The organism is Pseudoalteromonas sp. MMG013 (assembly GCF_018100885.1).
GTDB lineage: Bacteria > Pseudomonadota > Gammaproteobacteria > Enterobacterales > Alteromonadaceae > Pseudoalteromonas > Pseudoalteromonas aurantia.
In genome coordinates this window covers 72,755-95,392 of record NZ_JAGJEE010000018.1, presented here as the reverse complement: position 1 = coordinate 95,392, position 22,638 = coordinate 72,755, and the positions used below count along the sequence as shown (strand labels likewise).

Annotated in this window: 23 protein-coding genes; 17 read left to right on the top strand and 6 right to left on the bottom strand. The window is 40.9% G+C overall.

The window, feature by feature from the left end:
* Positions 1 to 690: 690 nt before the first annotated feature.
* The 4 genes from J8L98_RS16170 to J8L98_RS16155 are packed head-to-tail and all read left to right on the top strand — an operon-like array spanning position 691 to position 5,304.
* The gene (locus J8L98_RS16170; protein WP_210997274.1) at positions 691 to 1,695 is read left to right on the top strand and encodes a Fe(3+) ABC transporter substrate-binding protein; all 1,005 of its coding nucleotides are present in this window, start codon (positions 691 to 693) and stop codon (positions 1,693 to 1,695) included.
* Positions 1,695 to 3,326, top strand: a complete 1,632-nt coding sequence (locus tag J8L98_RS16165) for an iron ABC transporter permease (RefSeq protein ID WP_210997273.1) — start codon at positions 1,695 to 1,697, stop codon at positions 3,324 to 3,326. The genes J8L98_RS16170 and J8L98_RS16165 overlap by 1 nt, the downstream gene beginning before the upstream one ends.
* On the top strand, positions 3,326 to 4,372 hold the full coding sequence (locus tag J8L98_RS16160) for an ABC transporter ATP-binding protein (protein WP_210997272.1): 1,047 nt from the start codon (positions 3,326 to 3,328) through the stop codon (positions 4,370 to 4,372). The genes J8L98_RS16165 and J8L98_RS16160 overlap by 1 nt, the downstream gene beginning before the upstream one ends.
* Positions 4,373 to 4,386: 14 nt before the next feature.
* Positions 4,387 to 5,304 (top strand): Dyp-type peroxidase, encoded by a 918-nt coding sequence (locus J8L98_RS16155; RefSeq protein ID WP_210997271.1) that lies wholly within the window; start codon positions 4,387 to 4,389, stop codon positions 5,302 to 5,304.
* 13 nt (positions 5,305 to 5,317) lie between these two features.
* Here the strand turns inward: J8L98_RS16155 and argR are convergent, their stop codons facing one another.
* Positions 5,318 to 5,785, bottom strand: a complete 468-nt coding sequence (gene argR / locus J8L98_RS16150; protein ID WP_192508674.1) for a transcriptional regulator ArgR — start codon at positions 5,783 to 5,785, stop codon at positions 5,318 to 5,320.
* 483 nt (positions 5,786 to 6,268) lie between these two features.
* Between argR and mdh the strand changes: the two genes are divergently transcribed.
* Positions 6,269 to 7,201 carry a malate dehydrogenase gene (gene mdh / locus J8L98_RS16145; protein WP_192508673.1) on the top strand — a complete coding sequence of 311 codons (933 nt, stop codon included), beginning with the start codon at positions 6,269 to 6,271 and terminating at the stop codon, positions 7,199 to 7,201.
* A 71-nt stretch (positions 7,202 to 7,272) separates the two neighbouring features.
* On the opposite strand, the gene J8L98_RS16140 is transcribed toward mdh, so the two are convergent.
* From J8L98_RS16140 to J8L98_RS16130, 3 genes are all read right to left on the bottom strand, one after another.
* Positions 7,273 to 8,460: a VWA domain-containing protein gene (locus J8L98_RS16140; protein WP_210997270.1), complete on the bottom strand. Its 1,188-nt coding sequence runs from the start codon at positions 8,458 to 8,460 to the stop codon at positions 7,273 to 7,275.
* Between the two features lie 3 nt (positions 8,461 to 8,463).
* The gene (locus tag J8L98_RS16135) at positions 8,464 to 9,300 is read right to left on the bottom strand and encodes a MoxR family ATPase (protein WP_210997269.1); all 837 of its coding nucleotides are present in this window, start codon (positions 9,298 to 9,300) and stop codon (positions 8,464 to 8,466) included.
* An 81-nt stretch (positions 9,301 to 9,381) separates the two neighbouring features.
* Positions 9,382 to 9,603: a DUF1653 domain-containing protein gene (locus J8L98_RS16130; protein ID WP_210997268.1), complete on the bottom strand. Its 222-nt coding sequence runs from the start codon at positions 9,601 to 9,603 to the stop codon at positions 9,382 to 9,384.
* A gap of 61 nt (positions 9,604 to 9,664) precedes the next feature.
* Here J8L98_RS16130 and J8L98_RS16125 point away from each other — a divergent pair, with 61 nt between their 5' ends.
* The 10 genes from J8L98_RS16125 to rpoS all read left to right on the top strand — a co-directional run bounded on the left by J8L98_RS16125 (position 9,665) and on the right by rpoS (position 16,665).
* A complete protein-coding gene (locus J8L98_RS16125) occupies positions 9,665 to 10,144 on the top strand; it encodes a DUF2947 domain-containing protein (RefSeq protein ID WP_210997267.1) in 480 nt (159 codons plus the stop codon).
* Positions 10,145 to 10,193: 49 nt separating this feature from the next.
* The gene (locus tag J8L98_RS16120; protein ID WP_348771910.1) at positions 10,194 to 10,829 is read left to right on the top strand and encodes a hypothetical protein; all 636 of its coding nucleotides are present in this window, start codon (positions 10,194 to 10,196) and stop codon (positions 10,827 to 10,829) included.
* A gap of 37 nt (positions 10,830 to 10,866) precedes the next feature.
* Positions 10,867 to 11,148, top strand: a complete 282-nt coding sequence (gene ftsB / locus J8L98_RS16115; protein WP_192508668.1) for a cell division protein FtsB — start codon at positions 10,867 to 10,869, stop codon at positions 11,146 to 11,148.
* The gene (gene ispD / locus J8L98_RS16110; RefSeq protein ID WP_210997266.1) at positions 11,145 to 11,840 is read left to right on the top strand and encodes a 2-C-methyl-D-erythritol 4-phosphate cytidylyltransferase; all 696 of its coding nucleotides are present in this window, start codon (positions 11,145 to 11,147) and stop codon (positions 11,838 to 11,840) included. The genes ftsB and ispD overlap by 4 nt, the downstream gene beginning before the upstream one ends.
* Position 11,841: 1 nt before the next feature.
* Entirely contained in the window at positions 11,842 to 12,318 is a 477-nt protein-coding gene (gene ispF / locus J8L98_RS16105) for a 2-C-methyl-D-erythritol 2,4-cyclodiphosphate synthase (RefSeq protein ID WP_210997265.1), read from the top strand.
* Positions 12,315 to 13,361: a tRNA pseudouridine(13) synthase TruD gene (locus tag J8L98_RS16100; protein WP_210997264.1), complete on the top strand. Its 1,047-nt coding sequence runs from the start codon at positions 12,315 to 12,317 to the stop codon at positions 13,359 to 13,361. The genes ispF and J8L98_RS16100 overlap by 4 nt, the downstream gene beginning before the upstream one ends.
* The gene (surE, locus tag J8L98_RS16095; protein WP_210997263.1) at positions 13,342 to 14,085 is read left to right on the top strand and encodes a 5'/3'-nucleotidase SurE; all 744 of its coding nucleotides are present in this window, start codon (positions 13,342 to 13,344) and stop codon (positions 14,083 to 14,085) included. Before J8L98_RS16100 ends, surE begins: the two co-directional genes overlap by 20 nt.
* Before the next feature lie 8 nt (positions 14,086 to 14,093).
* Positions 14,094 to 14,732: a protein-L-isoaspartate(D-aspartate) O-methyltransferase gene (locus tag J8L98_RS16090; RefSeq protein WP_210997262.1), complete on the top strand. Its 639-nt coding sequence runs from the start codon at positions 14,094 to 14,096 to the stop codon at positions 14,730 to 14,732.
* Between the two features lie 77 nt (positions 14,733 to 14,809).
* On the top strand, positions 14,810 to 15,628 hold the full coding sequence (locus J8L98_RS16085; protein ID WP_210997281.1) for a peptidoglycan DD-metalloendopeptidase family protein: 819 nt from the start codon (positions 14,810 to 14,812) through the stop codon (positions 15,626 to 15,628).
* 56 nt (positions 15,629 to 15,684) lie between these two features.
* Positions 15,685 to 16,665 carry an RNA polymerase sigma factor RpoS gene (gene rpoS, locus J8L98_RS16080; RefSeq protein ID WP_192508662.1) on the top strand — a complete coding sequence of 327 codons (981 nt, stop codon included), beginning with the start codon at positions 15,685 to 15,687 and terminating at the stop codon, positions 16,663 to 16,665.
* Between the two features lie 59 nt (positions 16,666 to 16,724).
* Here the strand turns inward: rpoS and mutS are convergent, their stop codons facing one another.
* Positions 16,725 to 19,298: a DNA mismatch repair protein MutS gene (gene mutS / locus J8L98_RS16075; protein ID WP_210997261.1), complete on the bottom strand. Its 2,574-nt coding sequence runs from the start codon at positions 19,296 to 19,298 to the stop codon at positions 16,725 to 16,727.
* 22 nt (positions 19,299 to 19,320) lie between these two features.
* On the opposite strand from mutS, the gene J8L98_RS16070 reads away from it, so the two are divergent.
* Both J8L98_RS16070 and recA read left to right on the top strand, forming a co-directional pair.
* A complete protein-coding gene (locus tag J8L98_RS16070) occupies positions 19,321 to 19,809 on the top strand; it encodes a CinA family protein (RefSeq protein WP_192508660.1) in 489 nt (162 codons plus the stop codon).
* Positions 19,810 to 19,876: 67 nt separating this feature from the next.
* Positions 19,877 to 20,926, top strand: a complete 1,050-nt coding sequence (gene recA, locus J8L98_RS16065) for a recombinase RecA (RefSeq protein ID WP_192508659.1) — start codon at positions 19,877 to 19,879, stop codon at positions 20,924 to 20,926.
* Between the two features lie 389 nt (positions 20,927 to 21,315).
* On the opposite strand, the gene J8L98_RS16060 is transcribed toward recA, so the two are convergent.
* Positions 21,316 to 22,479, bottom strand: coding sequence for a DcaP family trimeric outer membrane transporter (locus tag J8L98_RS16060; protein ID WP_210997260.1), 1,164 nt, complete (start codon positions 22,477 to 22,479; stop codon positions 21,316 to 21,318).
* Positions 22,480 to 22,638 lie beyond the last annotated feature (159 nt).

The following is a 22,638-nucleotide window of genomic DNA, read 5'->3' as shown; positions in this document are numbered from 1 at the left end:
ATAGCGTTTCCATAAACCACAGCATCCAGCTGTTTGTCCATTTTCCATGTAATATTTGCTACATCCTATAGCGTTTCCATAAACCACAGCATCCAGCTGCTTGTCCCTTTCCCTGTCATGTTTGCTACATCCTATAGCGTTTCCATAAACCACAGCATCCGGCTGTTTGTCCCTTTCCCTGTCATGTTTGCTACATCCTAAGCGTTTCCATAAACCACAGCATCCGGCTGTTTGTCCCTTTCCCTTTAATGTTTGCTACATCCTATAGCGTTTCCATAAACCACAGCATCCGGCTGTTTGTCCTTGGTAATTGCATCCGCAATTTTAAATAAGCTACACTCAGTGTGATCTTATTTATTTCTTAGTCACCATCTCCTTGACTACGAGATATATTATAGAGAGTTTTGGTGGGTACAAAACCAGTGGAAATGCTTTTAATTATTCTAGTAAAACTAAAAGTTAAACTTAATTTGTTTTAAAACAATTGTTTAAATTAATTTTGGTGTTATTTTCAGCAAAGGGATCATTGATCTCCACATAAGAAGTAAGATATTTCTCACAAGCAACTTCTGATTTGGTGATACAGTTATTTGCAACAACATAAAGCTAGTTTTATTCAGAGGGTGTTTTTTAGCACCATAAGAGATATTATTAGCTGATAATAATTATTGTTTTTATCTGGAGGCTTTAATGAAAAAAGCATTAGCGATTGTTCTTACATCTTTAAGTTGTTTACCGGCATTGGCAGCAGACGAAGTTAATATCTACTCTTTTCGTCAGCCGTTTTTAATCCAACCGATATTAGATGACTTCACCAAACAAACAGGTATAAAAACTAACGTTGTTTTCGCTAAAAAAGGGCTTATTGAGCGTGTTAAGCGAGAAGGAAAGCATAGTCGGGCTGATTTAGTCCTAACTTCTAATTTTAGTGCATTAATGCAATTAGAAGATATGAACTTAACGCAAAAGATAAGTAGTGATGTGGTTAATCGTAATATTCCGGTTGCTTTCCGGGACCCTGAAGGTGAATGGGTAGCACTTACTAAACGGGTACGTAACGTTTACTCATCAAAGGAACGAACAGGTAAGCTTTCAGCCTTAGGATATGAAGATTTAGCTTCAGCAACTTACAAAGGAAAAATTTGTATGCGCTCGGGTAAGCACCCATATAATTTGGGATTGATTGCATCGATGATTGCGCATCATGGTGAAGCGGATACGAAACAGTGGCTTAAAGGTGTAAAGAGTAATTTAGCTCGAAAACCACAAGGTAATGACCGTGCTCAAGTCAAAGCGGTAAAAGAAGGTTTGTGTGACATTGCTCTAGGTAACAGCTATTACTTTGGAAAAATGCTGCAAGATAGCAAACAAAAAGCATGGGCTGATTCAGTGTATATTAATTTCCCCAATCAAAAAGACCGTGGTGCCCATTTGAATGTTTCAGGTGTGGTAATGACCAAATATGCTAAAAATCCAGAAAATGCCTTGAAACTTATAGAGTTTATGACCGACAATAAAGCACAGAATATGTATGCGTCAATGAATATGGAATACCCAGTAAAATCTGGAGTAGCATTGTCGAATTTGGTGGCATCATGGGGCACGTTTAAGGAAGACGCATTACCATTGTCTGAAATTAGTAAATATCGTCCATTAGCACTGAAGCTGATCGATGAGGTTAAATTTGATCTTTAATGCAAGTACCGTTTTCTCTGTCTAAATGGCAGATATTTGCGTGGCTGATAGGCATTTGTTTATCTGCCCCGCTCGCTTTTTTAATCTTTGAATCTTTGCAAGGAGATTCAGAGGTATTCTCCCATCTATGGAATACCGTTCTTTGGGATTACACCTCTAATACTATTTTACTTATCCTTGGTGTTATTTCACTCAGTTGTTTGATTGCTTTGCCTTTAGGCTGGCTTAGCGCATATTGCCAGTTTCCTGGTCGGAAAGTATTTGAGTGGGCATTAATGCTGCCTCTGGCAATGCCGACTTATATAATTGCCTATATTTATACTGATTTATTGGATTATGCTGGGCCCGTTCAGGTGGTGCTGCGAGATTGGTTTGGTTGGCAATCACCGAATGATTACTGGTTTTTTGATATTCGTACATTGCCAGGTGCCATCATAATGATCGCTTTGGTGCTCTATCCTTATTTATATTTAATATTTAAAACCGCGCTCAGAGAGCAATCATTTAAATTGGTTCAGGCAAGTCAGCTGATGGGAATGAGCCCTCGTCAGAGCTTTTTTAAGGTGAGCCTTCCGTTAGCTCGGGGAGCAATTGTTGCTGCACTTGCTTTGATAAGTATGGAGACAATGGCTGATTTTGCGACGGTACATTATTTTGCTGTAAGTACGCTCACAACCGCAGTTTATGATACGTGGCTTGGCTATTACTCACTCACTGCAGCGGCAAAAATATCAGGAATTATGCTGTTATTTCTGTTTGTGTCACTGATGTTAGAACGACTAAGTCGTAAAAATGATACGGTGCATGAACGCCAAGCATCTGTTAACGATACAGCGTTATATGTGCTTAAAGGTAAAACAGCGTGGGCCGCTTCTGCGTATTGCATCTTTATATTACTGGTTGCTTTTGTGTTGCCAGTGGGTATTTTGTGTGGCTATGCAATTGATTACTTTGACGAGGCTTGGAATAGCCAGTTCTTTTTATATGCTTGGCAGAGCTTGAAAGTGTCTTTGTGGGTCAGTGTTATTGCGATATTCTTTAGCGTTCTCGTGGTTTTTTACCAACGTATAGGTAGTGAAAGAACTAAATCCATTCCTGGGCGCTTCGCAAGTACGGGATATGCTCTGCCTGGTACGGTATTGGCGATTGCTGTTTTGCTGCCTTTAACTTTGCTGGATACGGCACTTAATGACTGGTTTTCGCAAACTAGTTTTGAACCTGGTTTATTGTTAAGTGGTAGTATTTTTGCGATGATTTTCGCATATGTCGTGCGATTCTATGCGATTGCACATGGCGCAGTTGAAGCCAGTTATGTGCGGATCAGCCCGTCGCTAGATATGGCCAGCCAAAGCATGGGGAAGGGGTTTTTACAAACCTTAACCTTGATTCACTTTCCGTTATTACGCAGAGGCATTCTCACGGCAGCTTTATTGGTTTTCATTGAATGTATGAAAGAGCTCCCCGCAGCGTTATTGTTACGACCTTTTAATTTTGAAACTCTGGCGACACATGTATTTCAGTATGTGAGTGATGAGCAGTTAGAACTTGCGTCAGTATCAGCCTTGTTTATTGTTTTAGTTGGGCTAATTCCGCTATATTTTGTTAATCGATCTATGGAGCAACACAACTAATGAGTAGTTTGCTATTACAAAATTTGTCGTATCAGTATGACGGTCAATCAGTTATTAAAGCGCTTAATTTAGCCGTCGAACAAAATGAAATAGTCTGCTTGTTAGGGGCTAGTGGTTGTGGGAAAACAACAACTTTGAAAGCCATTGCGGGGCTTATTCAACCGCAGCATGGATCGGTTGTGATTAATGGCCAGTGTATGAGTGATGAGCGCCACTTTGTCGCGCCTCAGCACAGAAATATAGGGATGATGTTCCAAGATTATGCGTTATTTCCTCATTTAACGGTTGCGCAGAATATTGGGTTTGGTCTAAATAAGCTTGATAAACCAGAGCGCTTAAAGCGCGTAGATGAAATGTTGGAGTTAGTACACTTAAATAATTTTAAGTCACGTTATCCTCATGAGCTTTCGGGAGGTCAACAGCAACGTGTTGCGATTGCAAGAGCGTTGGCGTACCGTCCAAACTTATTATTGCTAGATGAGCCGTTTTCCAATATAGATGCGCAGGTTCGATATCAGCTTATTAATGACATTCGAGCGATTATTAAAGATCAGCAAGTCTCAGCTATATTTGTCAGTCATTCAAAAGATGAGGCGTTTGCATTTTCGGATAAGTTAGCGATTATGCATGAAGGTCAAATCGCGCAACTAGGGTGTGCGAAAACTTTGTTTCAACAGCCAAGTAATAAAGTTGTAGCTGAGTTTTTAGGTCAAGGAATTTATTTAAAGGCGACTCGTTATAACGGTGCCGGTGTTAGCACTGATTTTGGTGACGTGAGCTCAATGGTTCCTTTGTTGCAATCTCAGCAGCAAGGGCAAATCTATGTACGACCACAGCACTTAGAGTTGGTTAATGACCCAAATGGGCAAGTGCGAGTTGAACAACAGCGCTTTGTGGGCACTGAATATGTTTATCGGGTACGTTTTGAACAACAACAGTTAGAGGTTCCTGCGCCCACAGACAAAACAATTGATACTAATTTACCTGTCTCTTTTAAAATTAAAGCACATGCGGTAAATTTCTTTTCTGAGCAAGAGCTGAATTAAGTAAGGAAAAAAGCATGGCGCAAGCGCAATCAGGAGTCTGTGCTGAAGCAAACCTCCATGGTTTACATTTGTTTTTTAATGTACTAGATGGGCATGATGAGGCTGTGCGTGCTACATTGGCACATTGTGAACGATTACAAAATGAACTGAGTGATCGTTTTTCGGAGTCGATGGTGAGTAGCTTTGTGGCCATTGGAGCACAATATTGGCCGCATATTTACCCTGAGTATATTCCTCCTGAATTAAAAAGCTTTCCTCATGTAAGCAGTGCTGAACACTTAATGCATAGCCAGCCTTTTGATTTAATGTACGTGATCCGTTCAGATAGAGAAGATGTTAATCACCTTTTTGCACAAAGTGTATTGCACATGCTTGCACCTAGTGTTGAGCTAGTGGCAAATGTTAGAGGCTTTCGGTTTTTAGATGGCCGAGATTTTAACGGCTTTATTTATGGTGGAAATGCACCTCATGGGCGCTTTAAACGTCAAGTAGCTTTAGTCAATAACCCGCAGCATGATGATAATCAAGGAAGTTATGTGCATGTTCAACGAGTGAAGTTTGACATTGACACATGGCAAATACTAACACTTGATGAGCAGGAACAAGTGATGGGCCGAACGCGTTTAGATAACACCCTGATTTCTCCGCAAAAAGAAAATAGTCATGCAACTCTAGCTGAGTTAGTAAACGAAGATGGTTTAGCGACCTTACTTGATCAAAGCATGCCGTTTGGGGATGTATTTGAGCAAGGTAGTTTGTGGGTGAGTTGTTCGGCACATGGCCAAGCGTTTGAAGATGTTCTAATGTCTCGTTTAGGCACTCCAGATAAATACGACCTATGGTTGGATTATAATCAGGCAGATATGGGGGCGGCATTTTTTGCACCATCGGTCCAATTCCTTAGTACGATGGCACAAAATTGTGAAGAGTGATTTTTAGGCCGGCCTAAACGTTGTCAAATAACGTTTTTACTCGCTCAAGCGTTGCATCAATTTCTGAGATTTGGGCTGGGGCTATAAATATGGTGTCATCACCAGCAATTGTGCCGAGTACGCCATCTGCAGTTCCTAACGAATCAAGTAATCGGGCAATAAGTTGTGCGGCGCCGGGGCTAGTTCGAATAATTATCATCATTTCGTTATGGATAATATCAATGACCAATTGGCGCAGTGGGCTTTTAGCTGTCGGCACTCCCATCTCAGCAGGCAAACAATAGACCATTTCTTGTTTTGCATTACGGGTTCGTACCGCACCGAATTTACTGAGCATGCGTGACACCTTGCTCTGACTCACATTGTCAAAGCCTTGGTCTTTTAAAGCGTCAACAATTTCTCCTTGTGAACCAAAGTTTTCTTCTTTGAGTAAAGCTTTAAACGCTTTAACCAGCGCTTCTTGTTTTTCTTGAGGCTGCATAACAATCCATAATTCAAATGGTGATGTTGGGATTCTACACAAAACTACGTTGTGACCCAAATTTTACTGTGCTGATATTCAGGTTCTGTCACACGCGTAAAGCGCCAGTGCTGTTAGCTTTACAACTATAGTCGAAAAAATCATGAAAATAACTCGGATTAATTTGTTTTTACCTGCGCTTTTCATTATCTTTACTGCATTCTTGGGTATGTTTGTCTTTTTTAGCTGAGTTTGCAGTAACTAATATGGGTTTTTTATGCTGTTGAGTACACATGGAACGTAAATTTGTGTATGAAAGTTGATTATAATTCATGTGAAATGGTTACTTTTAATTGTCATGTTAGCGCTTTTGTTGTGTATTCAATGTCACCTAATGGTGATGGGGTTTACGCATTATGTATCTGATTGCTGAGATGGTATTTAAACTTAGATTTTAATTGAGGGACGCACCCTAAATTTACCTTCAATTTATGGAGTATTCACATGAAAGTTGCTGTATTGGGTGCCGCTGGCGGTATTGGTCAAGCTTTATCACTTTTACTTAAAAACGGTTTACCTGCAGGTTCTGAATTATCTTTATACGACGTTGCACCGGTAGTACCAGGTGTTGCTGTTGACCTTTCTCATATCCCAACGGCAGTTAAAGTAGCTGGTTTTGGTGCGGATGACCTAGACGCTGCACTTGCTGGTGCTGATATTGTATTGATCCCAGCTGGCATGCCTCGTAAACCAGGTATGGACCGTGCTGATTTATTCAACGTAAACGCAGGTATTATTAAAACACTTGCTGAAGGTATTGTACGTAGCTGCCCTAAAGCGCTAGTGGGTGTTATCACTAACCCAGTAAATGGTACTGTGCCAATTGTTGCTGAAGTATTCAAAAAAGCGGGTACTTATGAAGCATCTCGCGTATTTGGTGTTACAACATTAGATGTCATTCGTTCGGAAGCATTTATTGCTGAATTGAAAGGTGTTGATGTGTCTGAAGTGAAAGTACCAGTCATTGGTGGCCACTCAGGTACTACCATTTTACCACTTCTTTCACAAGTTGAAGGCGTTTCGTTCACTGATGAAGAAGTTGCTGCTTTAACGCCTCGTATCCAGAATGCAGGTACTGAAGTGGTAAATGCAAAAGCAGGTGGTGGTTCAGCAACACTTTCAATGGGTGCAGCTGCAGCACGTTTCTGCTTCTCATTGGTTAAAGGTCTACAGGGTCAAGATGTTGTAGATTATGCGTACGTTGCTGTTGAAAATGGCGATGCACCATATTTTGCTCACCCAGTACGTTTAGGTAAAAACGGCGTAGAAGAAATTCTTTCTTACGGCGAACTAAGCGCATTTGAGCAAAAAGCAAAAGAAGATATGCTTGCAACACTTAACAAAGACATCCAAGAAGGTGTTGATTTCATGTCTTAATAGACGATGAAATTAAAAAAGCCGCGTACGTCGCGGCTTTTTTGTGTCCAAATTAGACGTTGACCATACCATTAAGTCAGTACTTTTATCGCTTTACTTATACCGTCTAATGTTAATGGGTACATACGGTTGTGCATTAGTTCAGCAATGATATCTATTGACTGGTAGTAGGGCCAGTGCGTTCTGGGTTGTGGGTTTAACCAAGCAACTTTTTCAAAATGCTGAGTGAGGCGTTGAAGCCAGACACTGCCAGCTTCATGGTTCCAATGCTCTACGCTACCACCCGAATATGTGATCTCATAGGGCCCCATAGTGGCATCACCCACAAAAATAAGTCGATAGTCTTTACCGAAGCGGTTGATAAGCTGATATGTGTCAAGCGACTCGCTATCGCGTCTTTGGTTATCTTGCCAAACTTGTTCATAAACACAATTGTGAAAATAAAAAAACTCCAAATGCTTAAATTCACTGTGTGCAGCACCAAATAGCTGTTCGCATAAATGAATGTATTCATCCATTGAACCACCAATATCGAACAGCATAATGACATTAATGGCATTATGTCGTTCAGGGACCATTTTGACATCGAGCATACCGCCTTGTTTTGCCGTTGCAGCTATCGTTTCATTAAGATCCAATTGCTCGCTGGCACCACTTTTTGCAAACTTTCTGAGCTTTTTCAGTGCAAGTTTCATGGTTCGGCTGGTCATTTCAGTGTTAGCGTCTAAATTGCGATATTGACGCTTATCCCACACTTTAACGGCTTGGCGCTGTCGGTTTCCTTCTTGGCCAATTCGGATCCCTTCAGGGTTATAGCCATACGCGCCAAACGGAGATGTGCCACCAGTGCCAACCCATTTATTGCCACCTGCATGGCGTTCTTTTTGCTCGGCTAATCGTTGTTTTAGCGTTTCTAATAACTTATCTAATCCACCGAGCGCATCCAATTGTTGTTTTTCTTCATCGGATAAGTTTTTTTCGAACTCTTTTCGTAACCAGTCATGGGGGAGTTCATTATTAGTCTGTAATTGCGATAATAAGTCGATAGATTCAAGACCTTGAAAGTAATCGGCAAAAGCGCGGTCAAATTTGTCAAACTGGGTTTCATCTTTAACAAAAATAATTTTACTGAGGTCGTAAAATGCATCGATGTCAGCAAACGCTAAACCTTTGTTTAGTGCGTTGATACAGTCAAGCAGTTCTCGAGGACTGACTTTTAAGCCGTAGCGTTTTAATGTAAAGAAAAATTCGATAAGCATCAGTTAACGCTTACTTATAAAGGCCAGCTTCTCAATTAAGCTCACATCTTGTTCATTCTTAAGCAAAGCCCCAAATAATGGCATTAAACCACCTTGATGCTGTTTATCATGTAAGGTTGTACTGTCGATATCTTCAGCCATTAGCAACTTTAGCCAATCTAATAATTCACTGGTACTTGGTTTTTTCTTAAGCCCTGGCACATCCCTGAGTTTAAAAAAGCTTTCTAATGCTTGTTGTACCAAGTTAGCTTTGATATTAGGGTAATGAACATCAATGATTTTTTGCATCTGCTGGGTGGAAGGGAAGTCGATATAGTGAAAGAAACAGCGTCGCAAAAAAGCATCAGGGAGCTCTTTCTCATTATTCGATGTAATAATGACTATCGGGCGGACTTTTGCTTTAACACGTTCACCTGTTTCATAAACATGAAACTCCATTTTATCGAGCTCTAATAGTAAATCGTTGGGAAACTCGATATCAGCTTTGTCAATTTCATCAATGAGCAGCACCGGACGCGAAGGATCCGTGAAGGCTTGCCATAATTTACCTTTTACAATGTAATTATTAATATCATGCACTCGTTGTTCACCGAGTTGACTGTCTCTTAGTCGAGATACGGCATCGTATTCATACAGCCCTTGTTGTGCTTTTGTGGTTGATTTGATATGCCATTGAATGAGGTTGGTATTGAGGCTTTTTGCAAGTTCTTCTGCGAGTAGTGTTTTACCCGTGCCTGGCTCTCCTTTAATTAAAAGCGGCTTTTCTAATATAATTGCAGCATTTACTGCTTGTTTTAATGCACTACTAGCAATGTAATTGTTTGTACCTTGGAAGTTCACTTTGTACCTAACGACTGGTCTGAGGAGAATGAGTTATCTTGCCATAAAAAGGTGACCTGCCGCTAGGGGTTATGAAGTATCTTATTTATCACCAAGGTATTTAAAGCGTGGAGTTTCAACGCCATCACATGTGACGTTTTCAACAAACATCGTGAAAGGACGAACCCAAAAATCGAAATCACCATAGAGGGTTTGATAGACGACCATTTTTTCTTGTGTTTCACTGTGAGTTGCGATGTGAAAGACACGATATTGCTGACCTTTGTAATGCTGATAAATACCGGGTTTTAGTGTTTGCTTCATTGTTCGTTCCGTTTAGTGTGCGGTATACTGCGCGTTAATATTTGCCAGACTGGGCTGTTGTATGAATTATATTGCGCTTGATGAGTTTAGAAAAGCATGGGTTTTTAAACATCAAGATTTACCGATCTCAGAACAAGATCTTGCGGCGATTAAGCCAATGACGAAAGCGCGAGCGGCAGTATTGTGGAGCACCATGATAAGCCGAGATCAAGATCACCCTGATTTTTTTAATCCATCTGAGTGGGTAGGAAAAGAGGATAGCTGGTCTGAAAATGTTGATTGGGAAAAGCCTTGGGAAGCCGGTGAGGAGTCGCTTCCTGACGTAATTACATCGCATTTGGGGTGGGAAGCGAATACCACTGTATATTTTTGTATGTCACGTGAACAAGTTATCGAGACAAATTTTGCAGTTTTTCAGCGTTGTTGGCAAAACTTCATGTTTTTATGTGACGGCAGCTTATTGGTTGGTAAAAAACGAACCGGCGTTGTGCAATTTATGGAAAATGGTGAAGCTCGGCTTGGAGAAAAGCCGAAAGGCTAGCTTGCTTTAATCTGCCATGCTATAACTTTCACAGTGACTGGGAGGTAGCGTGGGCGAACAGTATATAGCAATGTCAAACGAGCAAAGCAGTTTATGGCATGACGAACGTGAGCGATTACAATTTGCTGAGTTAGTTAATGTATTTTATGCACGTGAAATTCCAGCTTTGACAGAAAATGCAACTGCTGAGCAGTTGCCACGGGCTTTATTAAGTTTACCTTACTATGTTGAGCGTGCAGCGCGAGATATAGTGCAAGGAAGTGTGCCCTTGCAATTAGACAGTCAAAATGGCACTTGGTTAAGTCCGCAAAAAGCGCAACCTAAATGGCAAATGGACGTGTGTAAACACTATTTTTCTCGCCATGGGACGGTCGGGTTAGTCGTGCCTGTGATGCTATCTCATAAGGGATTGACACGTATTGTCATAGACACCATAGATCAAGTAAGAGACAATATGATTCATTGCAATCAACATGGATGGTTTGATTGTTCAGGACAAAGTCAGAAGGGAGTTTCTACAATCATGTTTAAACCCGCAAAAGCCTTAATGGTTGCGGCATGCTGTGGGCATCAGTGGCAATACAGTAAAGCAATTGGACCTAGAGTTTTGAGCTTAAGAGAAATGTTGTTAGCCAGTATGATTAACTGGAAAAATGTCAGAATAATAAAAAAACGCTCACGTTAATCTCGTAATATGCACAATAAACAGTAGGAACTAAACAATGCGCTTATTTCAGTTTGCTTTAATTTGTTTAGCGGCCTTTATTCAATATCAGCTTTGGTTTGGCCATAATGGATTACAGGATTACACGAGATTGAAAAGTGCAGTAGATGCACATCAAAATCTTAATGAAAAGCTATTAAAACGCAATAAGCTATTAAAAGCCGATATTGAAGATTTAAAACTTGGCCTAGAGGGCGTTGAAGAGCGTGCTCGACATGAGTTAGGTATGATAAAACCCAATGAAACATTCATCAGAGTTCTTCCGAAAAAAACACCATGAATAAACTTCCTAAAATAGCCATCGTCGTTCCCGCTGCGGGGGTGGGCAGTCGAATGCAACTATCTCATCCAAAACAATATTTAAAGATTGAAGATAAAACAGTATTGGAGCACACCTTAAATAAAATGATGAGGGTGCCTAATGTCTGCGTTATTGCTGTTGCGGTGAGTGATAGCGATACAGTTTTTGATAAACTTGCTTTTTGTAGTGAGAAGTTAATTAGAACCTCAGGTGGCAAAGAGCGTGCAGAGTCGGTGCTTAATGCGCTTGATGCATTACTAGAATACAAACCTGATTGGGTATTAGTCCATGATGCAGCTCGTCCACTAGTTGATGTTACTGATATTGAAAACTTAATTTCACACTGCTTAGAGGCGCAACAAGGTGGTATTTTAGCTGCTAAAGTAAAGGATACCATAAAACGGGGTAGTAGTCATAGCTCTGGTACAGTGCCAAGAGATGATTTATGGCAAGCATTAACGCCACAAATGTTTCCGTTTATGACGTTACGTTCAGCATTGAGTTGTGCGTTACAACAAGGCGTGACGATCACCGATGAGGCGTCGGCAATGGAGTGGCAACAGCAGCCCGTTCAATTAATTCCAGGACGAACAGATAATATAAAAATAACGACGCCGGAAGATTATGACTTGGCATGTTTTCTGATTTCAAAACAGCATAAGAGAGTGTGAAATGATAAGAATTGGTCATGGATTTGATGTACATAAATTCGGTGGAGAAGGTCCATTGATGATTTGTGGTGAGAAAATCCCCTTTGAACATGGCTTTATTGCGCACTCAGATGGTGATGTGGCTGTGCATGCCTTATGCGATGCATTGCTTGGCGCTTTAGCACTTGGCGACATTGGTAAGCATTTTCCTGATACAGCGGCAGAATTTGAAAACATAGATAGTCGAGTTTTGCTGCGACAAGTGATGAAGCAAGTCAAAGACAAAGGTTACCAACTAAGCAACTGTGATGTAACGATAGTCGCTCAAGCACCAAAAATGCGACCCCATATTGATGCAATGCGTGCAAACTTGGCTGTCGATTGTAGTGTCAGTATTGATCAGGTCAATGTTAAAGCCACGACCACTGAAAAGTTGGGTTTCGAAGGGCGAAAAGAAGGTATTTCAGCGCATGCTGTTGTACTGGTGATGAAGCGATGAAAAATTTGAATTACTTGTATGGTAAACCTCAGTCGTCGGCGGATTACAAATCGTGCGCTGAAGATTTTGTTGTTGATGAATTGCTGGATATTGAGCTGTCGGGTGAAGGTGAACACGTATGTTTGCACGTTATAAAAAAAGGTGAAAATACGCAATACATTGCGAAGATGTTGGCAAAGTTTGCAGGGGTCGCACCAAGAGATGTGAGTTATGCGGGGTTGAAAGACAGGCATGGCGTGTGTAGTCAATGGTTTAGCGTGCCAGTACCCATTAAACAACATCTCGACTTTACCGAGCTAAACAGTGATAGTGTGTTTGTTATTAAACAAATCAGACACAATCGCAAATTACGTACAGGGTGTCATTCAGGTAATAAATTTGAGATCACTTTACGTAATGTCAGTGCGCCATTAGATATTCTTTCTCGTATTAATGCTGTACGACAAGGGGTGCCAAATTATTTTGGAGAGCAGCGTTTTGGTCATGATGGGCATAATTTGCAAATGGCTGAGCGGATGTTTTCAGGAGAGCGCATCCGAGATAAAAAGTTGCGTGGTATTATTATATCCGCGGCGAGATCACATATATTTAATGAGATTGTTAGCAAACGCGTTGCTGAACATGGATTGGCTAAGACATGGCATCAAGAAGTATTCATGCTCAGTGGCAGTAATGCATTCTTTGAAGAAAATATCAGTGATGACACGATTGAACGCTTAACCAGTGGGGATATCTTATTGTCAGCACCGCTAGTTGGCAAAGGAGATAAAGGGTTAACTGAGCAAGAGCGAAACTGGTTGGTGCCTTTTAGTGCTTGGCAAGCGGGCTTAGCTGAATTAGGGTTAAAGAACGAAAGGCGCGCATTGAGATTAATTCCAAAACACTTACAGGTGAAAACAGTCGATGATACAACGATAAAGTTGACCTTTAGTTTACCAAAAGGGACTTTTGCAACGGCCTTGCTAAGAGAGTTAGTGATATATAGAGATGCATCGAAAGATAACTTAATGGATAGTAACCAAGATGAGAATATTACTCAGTAACGATGATGGGGTTGATGCAAAAGGCATTGCGGTTTTATATCGAGCATTGTGTGAAATTGCTGAAGTAATTGTGATTGCGCCAGATAGAAATTGTAGTGGGGCTAGCCATTCTTTGACATTGATGAACCCATTACGAGTTTCCACTTTAGATAATGGATTTTTATCAGTAAATGGCACACCCGCAGACTGCGTGCATATCGGTGTTAGCGAGTTAATGGCTGACTTACCAGATCTTGTTGTCGCGGGTATAAATAAAGGTGCTAACTTAGGTGATGATACATTGTATTCAGGGACTGTTGCAGCCGCAATAGAAGGTCGCCATATGGGACTACCAGCCATTGCTGTGTCACTATGTTCTAAATATGAAAATCATTATGATACCGCTGCTCAGATCACGATAGACATTATTAAACAATTACAGTCACACCCGTTGCCCAAAGATCAAATAATCAATATCAATGTGCCAGATATTTCGCTAGATGAATTGAAAGGGGTAAAGGTGTGTCGGCTTGGCAAACGTCACAAAGCGGAAACAATGACAAAACAAACGGATCCTTGGGGTAGAGAGGTATTTTGGTATGGTACATTGGGCCATGAAAGTGATGCAGGTCCAGGCACTGATTTTCATGCCATCAATCAAGGTTATGCGGCTGTAACGCCGTTAAAAATAGACATGACAGCTCATGAGAGCCTTGATGCAATGGCTTGTTGGTTAAAGAGATAGGGGATAGGGTGCTAAACAATTATGTGCGTAGTGCAAGTGCTTTAATTGAGCAAATTAGGGCACAAGGAGTAACCGACCGAAAAGTCTTGTCTGTATTGGAAAATACGCCAAGACATGTATTTGTGGATGATGTATTAAAGCATAAATCGTATGAGAATACCGCGTTGCCAATAGGTCAGGGGCAAACTATTTCTCAGCCATTTATTGTCGCGAAAATGACGGAGATCTTAAGGCAGGTGGGGGTATCGGGTAAGGTGTTAGAAATCGGCACTGGATCTGGTTATCAAACCGCGATTTTGGCACAATTATTTGACGATGTTTTTACTGTCGAGCGGATAAAGAGTTTACAATGGCAAGCCAAACGCCGTTTACATCAGCTCGACTTATATAATGTTGCAATGAAACATGGGGATGGATGGCAAGGCTGGTCATCGAAAGCGCCTTTTTCAGGGATTATTGTTACCGCAGCAGCGAAATCAGTGCCACAATCATTGTTACATCAATTACAAGACGGAGGCGCATTAATTGTTCCGTTAGGTGAGCAAGAGCAGGTTTTGACGTTGTTTGTTCGTCAAGGTGAGCAATTTATTGAACACCCTTTAGCTCCTGTAAAGTTTGTCCCTTTAGTTGCTGGCGATATCATCTGAGTTTAGCCTTATTTTTTATATTAAATATTACAAATAGATGAAGTAAATATTATGGCAAAAAATCAAAGATGATTAAAATAAACATACAGATACTATTTTTAGTCATCTTATTTTTGAGTGCTTGCTCTACGAACCATAAACCTGCGCCTGTTACTAATCTGTCATCAGGTAAGACCTCTTCGAAGCATAAAATTCACATTAAAAATAATCAGTATAAAGTACGAAAAGGTGACACCTTATTTTCTATTGCTTTTAGTGCAAATAAAGATGTACGTGCTGTCGCTAAAATTAATAATATAACCCCACCCTATTTGATTTATCCGGGGCAGAAAATTTACCTAGAGAATTCTAAAAATAAAAATAAAAAGGTTAAAAAACACGCAGCAAAAGTCGTTAACTCTAAAATAAATATACAAAAAAGTAACAAACAACAGAAAAAAGAACTTGATAAGCCAAAACAACGGGAGTATGTTCAAAAAGAACAGAAAAGCAGTGTCAAAGTGCCTAAGCAGATGATTTCTAAAAAGGTACAGTGGCGAAAGCCTGTTATTGGCAAAGTAATTAAGCGTTTTTCTGTTAAGGAAAATGGTTATAAAGGATTACTAATTGCTAATAAACATGGAACACCTGTAAGAGCCGCCGCAGCGGGCACTGTGGTTTATGCGGGCAGTGCATTAAGGGGTTATGGTAACTTAATCATATTAAAACATAATGATGATTACCTAAGCGCTTATGCACATAACTCGAAATTATGGGTCAAAGAGCAACAAACAGTTAAAGTTGGACAAAGAATTGCCGACATAGGTAATACAGATGCCACTGAAACTGCACTACGCTTTGAGATCCGTTATAGAGGGCAAGCTGTAAACCCACTTAGGTTTTTACCTAAGGATTAAGACACTGACAGACAGTATGATGATTTTATACCATTCATTCGCTTGGGAGGATGCATATGGCTCAAACTGCAAATGTTAAGACCAAAAAAACGGACGATTTTGAAGAAAAAAATGAGGATGTCACTTTAACAAACTCTAAAACTGAACTTTTAGAGAACATTGAAGAAGAAGATATTTTCGCGAAAGATGAAACAGTAAAAAACTTAGATGCAACTCAGTTATATTTAGGTGAAATTGGTTTCTCACCGCTGCTTAGTGCTGAAGAAGAAGTGTATTTTGCACGTAAAGCTTTGAAAGGCTGTGAAGCGTCTCGAAAAAGAATGATTGAAAGTAATTTGCGTTTAGTTGTAAAAATAGCGCGCAGATATAACAATCGTGGCTTAGCGTTACTGGACCTCATCGAAGAAGGTAATTTGGGTCTTATTCGTGCAGTTGAGAAGTTTGATCCAGAACGAGGCTTTCGCTTTTCTACGTACGCCACATGGTGGATCCGTCAAACCATTGAACGTGCAATAATGAACCAAACTCGTACCATTCGCTTGCCTATCCATGTTGTGAAAGAGCTTAATGTATATTTGCGTACGGCGAGAGAGTTAACGCAAAAGCTAGACCATGAGCCAACAGCCGAAGAGATAGCCGAGTGCTTAGACAGGCCAGTTGAAGATGTCACAAAAATGTTGCGCTTGAATGAGAAAATCACTTCAGTTGATACACCAATTGGTGGTGAAAATGACAAAGCGTTATTAGATATTATTGCAGATGAAAAGGGCCATGGTCCAGAAAATGAAGTACAAAGCAATGATATTAATAAGCATATTGTTGATTGGCTTGGTGAGTTGAATCCTAAGCAGCGTGAGGTGCTTGCAAGACGTTTTGGGCTTTTAGGATATGAACCGTCTACGCTTGAAGATGTTGGGCGTGAAATTGGTTTAACACGTGAACGTGTTCGCCAGATCCAGGTAGAAGCATTACGGCGCTTGAAAGATATACTACAGCATGAAGGTTTGAGTACAGATAGCTTATTTGAGCAATTGTAAGCGATATAACCTTTAATAAAAAAACCACTCATTGAGTGGTTTTTTTATATCATTACTTTTTATACAAGCTTTTTCAACTGATATAAAAGTGAGAGTGCTTCTCGTGGTGTTAATTCGTCAGGGTCAAGCGTTTGGATTGATGTTTCAAGCTCTGATGGTCCATTGTTCAGAACCAATGTTTGCTGTGTGGGCACATTTAAATCAACGACACTCTGGTGATTTTCTAACATCGCGAGTTTTTGTTTGGCAACCTTAAGTACTTCTTTTGGCACTCCTGCAAGTCCAGCAACTTGTAAACCAAAACTTTTACTTGCTGCGCCTTCTAATACGGTATGCTTAAATGCAATGGTGTCGTTATGTTCGACAGCATCAAGGTGTACGTTTACGAGTCCACTTTGCTGATCGGCAAGTTCAGTGAGTTCAAAATAATGTGTTGCAAACAAGGTTTTGGCGCTAATTTTTCGAGCAAGATAATCTGCAGTCGCATACGCCAGAGATAAGCCATCATAGGTGCTGGTGCCTCGGCCAATTTCATCCATTAATACTAATGATTGGTGTGATGCATTATTCAGTATTGTGGCAGTTTCGGTCATTTCAACCATAAAAGTAGAGCGGCCCGATGCCAAGTCATCACTGGCACCAATGCGGGTGAAAATACGATCTATTTGCCCGATAATCGCGTGGCTTGCAGGGACATAACTTCCAATATGCGCCATTAATACAATTAAGGCCGTTTGACGCATGTAGGTTGATTTACCACCCATGTTAGGGCCAGTTATAACTAGCATTTTACGTTGTTCACTGAGGTGTACTGGGTTGGCAATAAAGGGGTCTTTGCTGACTTGCTCGACAACAGGGTGGCGCCCTGCTTCAATGGCGATTTCATCTTCCTCAGTTAACTGCGGTTTGCAATAGTCAAGTGTCTGTGCCCTTTCGGCTAATGTATTTAACACATCTAAATCGGCCAGTGATGCAGCCATAATCTGTAATTGCTCCAAATAAGGGGCGATAAATTCAAATAATTGTTCATATAATTGCTTTTCTAAAGCAAGTGCTTTGCTTTGACTACCCAGCACTTTATCTTCGTGCTCTTTGAGCTCAGGGATGATGTAACGTTCATTATTTTTTAATGTTTGTCGGCGAATGTACTCAACAGGTACTAGATGTGAGTTGGCGCGACTTATCTCAATGTAGAACCCGTGAACTCGGTTATAGCCAATTTTTAATGTGCTGATCCCTGTGCGTGCACGTTCTCGTTCTTCTAATTGATCTAGAATATCAGTGGCACCTTGGCTTAATGCTCGCCATTCATCAAGGTCAGGGTTGTAGCCTGTTGCAATTACCCCTCCGTCTCGGATCAGTACAGGCGGGTTATCAATAATCGCGCGCTCTAAAAGGTCTTGTAATTTAGGTAAGGAAGGTGATTGTTCGCAAATCTGCGTAATACGGGGGTCATTACATTCCGAGAGTATGCTGTGGAGCGGCGCAATAGCCTGTAATGCGCTGCGCAATCGGGTTAAATCTCGGGGGCGCGCATTACATAGTGCCAACCGAGCAACGACGCGTTCAATGTCGCCAATTTGCTTTAAGGCATCATACACTTCGGTACTAAGCTGTGCTTCAATTAAACTTGAAATTGCAGATAATCTTGCATTGAGTTCCGGACGGTTACGAATGGGTGTGTGAATTCGGCGTTTTAAAAGCCGTGATCCCATTGGGGTTGATGTTTTATCAAGGACTTGTGCAAGTGTGTTGTCGATACTCCCTGACAGATTAACCGTTAACTCGAGATTTTTCCGAGTTGCAGCATCTAAAATAACCGCATGCTCATTTTTTTCTAGTGTAATCGCGCGAATGTGCGGCAGTGCCGTGCGTTGAGTATCTTTTATGTATTGCATGACACAACCAGCAGCAATTAGCCCTGAGTGTGCATTTTCAACACCAAAGCCAACTAGATCTTTGGTATTAAATTGCTGGCATAACAAGTGTTTGGCTGTGTCTAAGTCAAACTCCCACTCAGGGCGACGACGACAGCCTTTAATTGGCTCGATTAACAATAAATTTTGAAATGATTCAGGGTAGAGCAATTCAGCAGGTTGTAATCGTTGCAGTGTTGAACTGAGTGCTTCATCTGTCTTTAGCTCAACGATATTAAAACTACCGGAATTTATATCTAAATATGCAAGGCCATAATGACCTTGTTTATTTTGCCAAATACTGGCGAGTAAATTGTCTTGGCGCTCTTGCAGTAGCGCCTCATCTGTCACGGTGCCAGGTGTTACAATGCGGACAACTTTACGTTCGACAGGACCTTTACTGGTCGCTGGGTCGCCAATTTGTTCACATAGTGCGACAGACTCTCCCATTTGTACCAAGCGGGCTAAATAGTTCTCAACTGCGTGATAAGGTACTCCCGCCATTGGAATTGGTGCGCCACCGGCTTTGCCACGATGAGTCTGAGAGATATCTAATAGCTGCGCAGCACGAATTGCATCATCGAAGAATAACTCATAGAAATCGCCCATGCGATAGAATAATAAGATATCTTGATGTTCTACTTTAATCCTAAGATATTGCTGCATCATAGGAGTTTGTTGTTTTATAGTATGTTCAGAATATAAATCTATCGACATGCATCTACCTAAAAGGGTGAATATGGAGCTACAACAAGAGATCACAACTCTCGCAGCACAATTGGGCGCTATTTTAACGGATAAACGTCAGACAATCACTACTGCTGAATCATGTACTGGAGGGGGAATTAGCTATGCGTTGACTGACACGCCAGGCAGCTCTGTTTATGTTGACCGTTGTTTTGTTACTTATAGCAACAGTGCGAAGCAGGAATTATTGGGTGTATCTGATCAGACGTTAGCTCAATATGGTGCTGTGAGTGAGCAAACGGTACAGGAAATGGCTTTTGGAGCAGCGACACAAGCAAATGCAGATGTTGCAGTGGCGGTTTCAGGGGTTGCAGGGCCTGGGGGAGGAAGTGAAGAAAAACCGGTTGGATTAGTTTGGTTTGGCGTGGTAATAAACGGGAAATTACAGAGCAAAAAACAAATTTTTTCAGGTAATAGAGCTCAGGTTAGGATGCAAGTTATTGCTTTTGCGCTGAATATTATAATAAATGAATTAAAGTAAAAAATATGCTTGATACTGTGATTCTATACAGTATACTTACTCGCATCACGCAAGATTGGAGAAGCAAATGAACGATAACAAACAAAAAGCGCTAGATGCTGCATTGTCACAAATTGAACGTCAATTTGGTAAAGGTTCGATTATGAAGTTGGGTGATAGCCAGGCTTTAGATATTGAAGCTATCTCAACAGGCTCACTTGGAATTGATATTGCGTTGGGTATAGGCGGTTTGCCAACAGGGCGAATAGTGGAGATTTATGGTCCTGAGTCATCTGGTAAAACAACCCTAACATTGCAAGTTATCGCGGAAGCACAAAAGAAAGGCAAGACTTGTGCCTTTGTTGATGCTGAACATGCGCTTGATCCAGTCTACGCAGAGAAGTTAGGTGTAAATGTGGACGAACTACTCGTATCTCAACCTGATACTGGTGAACAGGCTTTAGAAATTTGCGATATGCTTGTACGCTCAGGTGCTGTTGATGTGGTAATTGTCGACTCCGTAGCAGCCTTAACGCCAAAAGCAGAAATTGAAGGCGATATGGGTGATCACCATGTTGGTTTACAAGCGCGTTTGATGTCTCAGGCTTTGCGTAAATTAACAGGTAATATTAAGCGCTCAAATACGTTATGTATTTTCATTAACCAAATACGTATGAAAATTGGTGTTATGTTCGGTAACCCTGAAACAACTACAGGTGGTAATGCGTTAAAGTTTTACTCTTCAGTACGTATTGATATTCGTCGTATTGGCTCAGTAAAAGATGGTGATGAGGTTGTTGGTAACGAAACTCGTGTGAAAGTTGTTAAAAACAAAGTGGCGCCACCTTTCAAACAAGCTGAGTTTATTATTATGTACGGCCAAGGTATTTCTAAGCATGGAGAGTTAATTGACCTTGGCGTTAAGCATAAGCTTGTCGAGAAGGCGGGTGCTTGGTATAGCTATAAAGGCAGCAAAGTTGGTCAGGGTAAATCTAACTCAATTAAATTTTTGAAAGAAAACCCAGAAATAGCGAATGAAATTGAGAATAAGTTACGTGAAATGTTATTGCTGCAAGCAACAATAACTCCTGAAGATGGTGAAGATCAAGGCCTAGCTGCGGCAGACGCCGAAGCATAAAAAGCGCGAACGATAACTAAAAACCCAGTAAATACTGGGTTTTTTTGTGGGTGAATAGCATCAAAGTGTTATTTAAATAACCTCAGATTTGGGTCAGGGTTTTGGAATAGAAAAGGTTTTGTAAACGAACTTACGTACAATTCAATGATGATATTTTGTTCAATATCAAGGCGCTTTTATGCAGTAATAGCGGGCTATTACTGCATAAAAGCAACGCCGAGAGTGAGAAAAATAGCTTTATTGGGCAAATTCGCTTATCCAGAGCTGAGGTTAAATAGTACAAGTGCAACCGTTGGTTAATAAAAAAGCGACAAAATTGCCGCTTGAAGTGGTTACTGATATAGGTATGTAATAAGACACCTATATCAGTGTTGGAAGATGTTTAATATTTAGAAGGCATATTTCGCGGAAAGTTGTAAGCGGTTGATATCACCGTCTAAGCCACTTTGTGTTTCTCGAGTACCGACTTTATATTCAGCACCAAATGTGAGTTTTTTTACTGGAGAATAAAGGAGGTTTGCACTGTAGCTCATGCTCGATTCGGTCGGGTCGCCAGTGATTGTCAGTAAGCTTGTTTCATTGTCAGCAGAAAAGAACGAATATAAAAAAGTAGAACGTAATTGTGTATTCCAATGATGCTGATAACTAATGAAGCCAGAGGTTGAGTCAATGGCGTGTAAATTTGTGCCATCATACACCGCACCATTGGCAACGTTTAGCCCAACATACCGGCCAAGCCCCTTACCTTGTGTGATCATGAATTTGATATTGTTTTTACCTAAATTAACTCGACCGGATGCACTAACGCCGAGCGAAGTTTCACTTTCGTCAGCCTCGCCTATCTTGTAAGTAAGTTGGCGAGCTAGGGCACTGATAACAATATTTCCCCAATCTGCTTGATGGTTATACCGAGCTGTAAAATCGGGCATACTCGCATCATCGGTAACAACTCTTCCTTTGTCCGCAGTAGTGATGGTGCTTTCGGGGTTTTCTGCTGAAAAAGACCAATTACCGACCGAGTACTTCGCCATTGCTTGGCGTACGAATACAGTCCCTTCTCCTGGGCCGACAAAATCGAGCGTTTCAGGTAATGCGCCCACATTTTGGAAGTTTGACCATGCTTGGCCAAATAGCCAGCCTTTGTATGTTACGAAAGCTTGCCTTAAACGTGGTGAGTAGGAATTACTCACGCGTTCATTACCGCCAGTTGAAACAATAAAATCTAATTCGATTTTAGTTTTTATCTCACTCCTATCAGTAAGCTTTGTTGCTGTACCAAAGTTGAATCTAGATTGACGAGCATGCATATCGAATACGGCATCTTCAGAGTGTGTTGCTGACACGGGGGTTGTACCAGGCACGTAAAAATCTCTTCCTATGTGTGCACTAGGTAATGTGCCATCAGAAAAGTCACTCCATATGGCATCTAACTTTACATATCCGCCATAATTGACTGTGGTATCTCCAATGGCAGCCGCATAAACCGGTGCACTTAATGCACTAGAAACAGCGAACGCTGTAAGGGTTTTTATTGTTAAATTTTTTATTGTCATAATGATTGTTCCTTATAGCCACGTTGGTAGACAACGACGCTTAATATAGTAACGGTTCATCATCACTTTTGATGAACCATGCGCTTTACTCAATTATCTATTGGTCTATTAGACTAAGGTGGCAAGGTTGAGTTGAAGTGGATTATACCTATTTAAGGG

Coding starts and splice junctions, on each gene's coding strand:
- J8L98_RS16170 (WP_210997274.1), top strand. CDS start 691: ATGAAAAAAGCATTAGCGATTGTTCTTACATCTTTAAGTTGTTTACCG.
- J8L98_RS16165 (WP_210997273.1), top strand. CDS start 1,695: ATGCAAGTACCGTTTTCTCTGTCTAAATGGCAGATATTTGCGTGGCTG.
- J8L98_RS16160 (WP_210997272.1), top strand. CDS start 3,326: ATGAGTAGTTTGCTATTACAAAATTTGTCGTATCAGTATGACGGTCAA.
- J8L98_RS16155 (WP_210997271.1), top strand. CDS start 4,387: ATGGCGCAAGCGCAATCAGGAGTCTGTGCTGAAGCAAACCTCCATGGT.
- argR (WP_192508674.1), bottom strand. CDS start 5,785: ATGCAGCCTCAAGAAAAACAAGAAGCGCTGGTTAAAGCGTTTAAAGCT.
- mdh (WP_192508673.1), top strand. CDS start 6,269: ATGAAAGTTGCTGTATTGGGTGCCGCTGGCGGTATTGGTCAAGCTTTA.
- J8L98_RS16140 (WP_210997270.1), bottom strand. CDS start 8,460: ATGCTTATCGAATTTTTCTTTACATTAAAACGCTACGGCTTAAAAGTC.
- J8L98_RS16130 (WP_210997268.1), bottom strand. CDS start 9,603: ATGAAGCAAACACTAAAACCCGGTATTTATCAGCATTACAAAGGTCAG.
- J8L98_RS16125 (WP_210997267.1), top strand. CDS start 9,665: ATGAATTATATTGCGCTTGATGAGTTTAGAAAAGCATGGGTTTTTAAA.
- ftsB (WP_192508668.1), top strand. CDS start 10,867: ATGCGCTTATTTCAGTTTGCTTTAATTTGTTTAGCGGCCTTTATTCAA.
- ispD (WP_210997266.1), top strand. CDS start 11,145: ATGAATAAACTTCCTAAAATAGCCATCGTCGTTCCCGCTGCGGGGGTG.
- ispF (WP_210997265.1), top strand. CDS start 11,842: ATGATAAGAATTGGTCATGGATTTGATGTACATAAATTCGGTGGAGAA.
- J8L98_RS16100 (WP_210997264.1), top strand. CDS start 12,315: ATGAAAAATTTGAATTACTTGTATGGTAAACCTCAGTCGTCGGCGGAT.
- surE (WP_210997263.1), top strand. CDS start 13,342: ATGAGAATATTACTCAGTAACGATGATGGGGTTGATGCAAAAGGCATT.
- rpoS (WP_192508662.1), top strand. CDS start 15,685: ATGGCTCAAACTGCAAATGTTAAGACCAAAAAAACGGACGATTTTGAA.
- mutS (WP_210997261.1), bottom strand. CDS start 19,298: ATGTCGATAGATTTATATTCTGAACATACTATAAAACAACAAACTCCT.
- J8L98_RS16070 (WP_192508660.1), top strand. CDS start 19,321: ATGGAGCTACAACAAGAGATCACAACTCTCGCAGCACAATTGGGCGCT.
- recA (WP_192508659.1), top strand. CDS start 19,877: ATGAACGATAACAAACAAAAAGCGCTAGATGCTGCATTGTCACAAATT.
- J8L98_RS16060 (WP_210997260.1), bottom strand. CDS start 22,479: ATGACAATAAAAAATTTAACAATAAAAACCCTTACAGCGTTCGCTGTT.